This window comes from Intrasporangium mesophilum (genome assembly GCF_054783095.1).
This window is the reverse complement of the sequence record NZ_BAAGRF010000023.1, coordinates 1-3,576: the sequence shown is the minus strand read 5'-3', so window position 1 is coordinate 3,576 and position 3,576 is coordinate 1. Positions and strand designations below refer to the sequence as shown.

3 protein-coding genes and 1 pseudogene are annotated in these 3,576 nt (G+C 69.2%); 2 read left to right on the top strand and 2 right to left on the bottom strand.

What is annotated here, in order from left to right:
* Positions 1-794: pseudogene (locus ACYVLP_RS18010) on the bottom strand (Fe-S oxidoreductase); the annotation flags it as partial.
* Between the two features lie 283 nt (positions 795-1,077).
* Here ACYVLP_RS18010 and cysK point away from each other — a divergent pair.
* A complete protein-coding gene (gene cysK, locus ACYVLP_RS18005; protein ID WP_460628712.1) occupies positions 1,078-2,007 on the top strand; it encodes a cysteine synthase A in 930 nt (309 codons plus the stop codon).
* Positions 2,008-2,203: 196 nt separating this feature from the next.
* On the top strand, positions 2,204-2,764 hold the full coding sequence (epsC, locus tag ACYVLP_RS18000) for a serine O-acetyltransferase EpsC (protein WP_460628713.1): 561 nt from the start codon (positions 2,204-2,206) through the stop codon (positions 2,762-2,764).
* A gap of 112 nt (positions 2,765-2,876) precedes the next feature.
* On the opposite strand, the gene ACYVLP_RS17995 is transcribed toward epsC, so the two are convergent.
* The gene (locus tag ACYVLP_RS17995; protein WP_460628711.1) at positions 2,877-3,503 is read right to left on the bottom strand and encodes a transposase; all 627 of its coding nucleotides are present in this window, start codon (positions 3,501-3,503) and stop codon (positions 2,877-2,879) included.
* Positions 3,504-3,576: the final 73 nt, after the last annotated feature.

Genomic DNA, 3,576 nt, shown 5'->3' with positions numbered 1-3,576 from the left:
CGCTTGAAGAAGATGTTGAAGAAGGCGAGGAAGCGGTGCCAGGCCACGCCCATGGTCGGGTTGAGGGCGATGGTGATCATCCACGCGAACGAGATGAGGATCTTCACCGCCGCGATGACGACGATCGTCTGCTCGAGGGTGTCGACGCTCAGGCCTGTGAGCGACTCACCCATCCAGCCGGTCAGCGGGTAGTGAAGCGAGTTCGCGTCGCCGATCGCGGTGGTGCCGGTGGTGCCGCCGCCCCACTCCAGGGCGTACTCGAAAGCGCGCAGCGCCAGGATGCACAGCATCACGCCGAGGATGGTCAGCTCGACGTAGTAGGCCTGCCAGAACGTCGACCCGAAGAACCGGCTTCGGCGGCCGCCCTCGCCCTTCGCCGAGCGTGGGTGGTTCTTCTGGCGGATCGCGATGAGCAGCAGGATCGCGACCAGGCCGGTCCAGGCGAGCACCTCGGTGACCCACTCGAAGGGCGGGAAGTGCCCGATGAGCGGCAGGGCGAAGTCCGGCTTGAACAGCTGCCCGAACGCGGTCAGCAGGGTGAAGAAGAGGTAGCCGAAGCCGATCATCGTGACCCAGTGCGCTCCGGCCACGACCGGCAGCCGCGACATCCGGGTGTGGCCCAGGAACTCCCGGAACAGCGTGCGGGTGCGCGCCCCCTTCGCATCGCCCCGGTAGTCCGGCTGCCCGAGCCGGAACGTCGCGATGAACTGGTTGACCGTCTTGACGAGCAGCGCCACAGCCACCGCGGTCACGGCGAGGCAGACGACAGCAGCGACGATCTGGAGGGCAGTCATGGCGGTCACTCTACTGACGGGTTAGCAAGCGCTTAGGGGAATGTGACCCCGGACAATGTGTGACGGAGCGCTCACTCGACCTTGTCCCGTCCCACCCGTCGAGTCGACCGAGCGCTGCGTCCCACGCGTCACCCCCGCGGTGCCCGGGATGTGGCCCAGGGGTTGGCAAGAGATAACGAGATGTTGGAATATGCATAACGAAGACTCGGTTGTCGCAGACAATCGAGTCACCAGACTGTTCACCGGCACCACCGCCACCACCCAGGCCGAAAGGGCACATGCCATGCCGATTTACGACGACGTGACCAAGCTGATCGGCAACACGCCGCTCGTGCGCCTCAACAAGGTCACCGACGGCGCGGAGGCCACCGTCGCCGCCAAGCTCGAGTTCTACAACCCGGCCAGCTCGGTCAAGGACCGGATCGGTGTGTCGATCGTCGACGCGGCCGAGGCCAGCGGCGAGCTCAAGCCGGGCGGCACCATCGTCGAGGCCACCTCCGGCAACACCGGCATCGCGCTGGCCATGGTCGGCGCCGCCCGTGGCTACAAGGTCGTGCTCACCATGCCCGAGTCGATGAGCAAGGAGCGGCGAGCGCTGCTGCGCGCGTTCGGCGCCGAGCTGGTCCTGACCGACCCGGCGCTCGGCATGAAGGGTGCTGTCGTGAAGGCCGACGAGATCGCCGCAGAGCGCGGCGGTGTGCTCGCCCGGCAGTTCGCCAACGAGGCGAACCCCGAGATCCACCGCAAGACCACCGCGGAGGAGATCTGGAAGGACACGGACGGCGAGGTCGACATCGTCGTTGCCGGCATCGGCACGGGCGGCACGATCACGGGCGTCGGCCAGGTGCTCAAGGCACGCAAGCCCGACGTCAAGATCATCGCCGTCGAGCCGGAGGAGTCGGCGATCCTCAACGGCGGGCAGCCCGGGCCGCACAAGATCCAGGGCATCGGCGCGAACTTCGTCCCCGAGATCCTCGACACGTCGATCTACGACGAGGTGATCGACGTCAACGCCGACACCGCCGTCAAGTACGCCCGCCGCGCCGCGACCGAGGAGGGCCTGCTTGTCGGCATCTCGTCCGGCGCCGCGATCGCGGCCGCCGTGCAGGTCGCCCAGCGCGAGGAGAACAAGGGCAAGACCATCGTCGTCGTCGTCCCCTCGTTCGGCGAGCGCTACCTGTCAACGGTCCTGTTCGAGGGCCTCGTCGACTGACGTCCTGGCCACCGACCCGAGGAGTCGTGCCGTGAGCACCGCAGCCAAGATCGATCCCGAGACCCCGCGTCGCCCGTCCGAGGCGACGCTGTCGCTCGTGCGCGACGAGGCGGCCCAGACCGCACCACCCGCGGCGGAGCGCGCCGAAGCCGGCGCCGGTCCGTCGTATGCCGGACCGCTCGGTTTCGTACGCAAGCTGGCCGAGCGCTTCGTCGAGGACGTCGACGGCGCCATCGAGCGCGACCCGGCGGCGACCTCGCGCCTCGAGGTGGTGCTGACCTCGCCCGGTCTGCACGCCATCTGGGCGCACCGGGGGCTGCACGAGCTGTGGAAGCGCCCCGGCGGTCGCCTGCCCGCTCGGGTGCTCGCCACCGTGACGCGGTCGGTCACCGGCGTGGAGATCCACCCCGGGGCCCGCCTCGGCCGGCGGTTCTTCATCGACCATGGCATGGGCGTGGTCATCGGCGAGACCGCCGAGGTCGGCGACGACGTCATGCTCTACCACGGGGTGACCCTCGGCGGCCGGTCGATGGCTCGCATCAAGCGGCACCCGACGGTCGGCAACCGCGTCACGATCGGGGCGGGGGCCCGGATCCTCGGGCCGGTGGTCATCGGCGACGACACCCAGATCGGCGCGAACTCCGTCGTCGTCAAGGACGTCCCCTCCGGAGCGGTCGCAACGGGCGTGCCTGCGGTGATTCGCATCCCGAAGCGTGCTGCCGTGAACCAGTGGCTCGACCCGGCGATGTACATCTGAGCTCGGCTCAATCCGCCTTCGCTCCCTAGAGTCCTCTCCGGGTATGCCGCCCCGACAACAGGTCGGGGCGGCATACCTCTGCCTCGAGTGATTCCCTATGGAGGATCGGGTTTCAAGGGGCTGGTTGTTTGACGCCTGTTGCGGGGATGGTCAGGATCGTGGGTGGGGAAGGTCGCCTCGTGTGCTGGCGCCGTGGGGTGTCTGGCCGTGCATGCCCGGTAGGGGCTTGGTGAGGGGCCTTCCCCGTTTTCTTGCTTCGGCGGCGGTCGCGGACCTCGGGGGGCACGGTCCACCGTTGCGCGATGATCCGTTCGGCTTCCTCGCGGGTGACCGGGGTGCCGTCGGTGTCGCAGATGACGTAGGGCATGCCGCGGCGTAGGACCGCCCAGGCGCGTTCGGCGAGGTGGCCGGCGACCACGCAGGTGGCCTTGAGGTGGTTGGCGCCGCGCTCGACCATCTGCTGGTGGTAGACCCGCGCCAGTTGCGGGTCCTGTTTGCGGGCCGTGTCGGCGGCCCGGACCAGTGTCACTCGCAGCAGGTTGGGGCCGGCCTTGCTCATCGGCTCGCCCTTGCGGTCGGTCTGCCCGGTCTCGCTGGCCTTGGGCGCGAGCCCGGCGAAGGACTTGAAGTGGGCGCCGCTGGGGAACCTGCTCGGGTCGCCGATCGCGGCGGCCAGGACCGGGCCCCGACCTCGGCCAGACCGGGCAGGGTGCGGGCCAGCTGGCCGACGTCGACCCACCGGTAGGCATCCTCCCGGGCGGCGGCGTGCACGGCCAGCTGCTCCTGGACCGCCCGCAGCAGCACGACCTCGG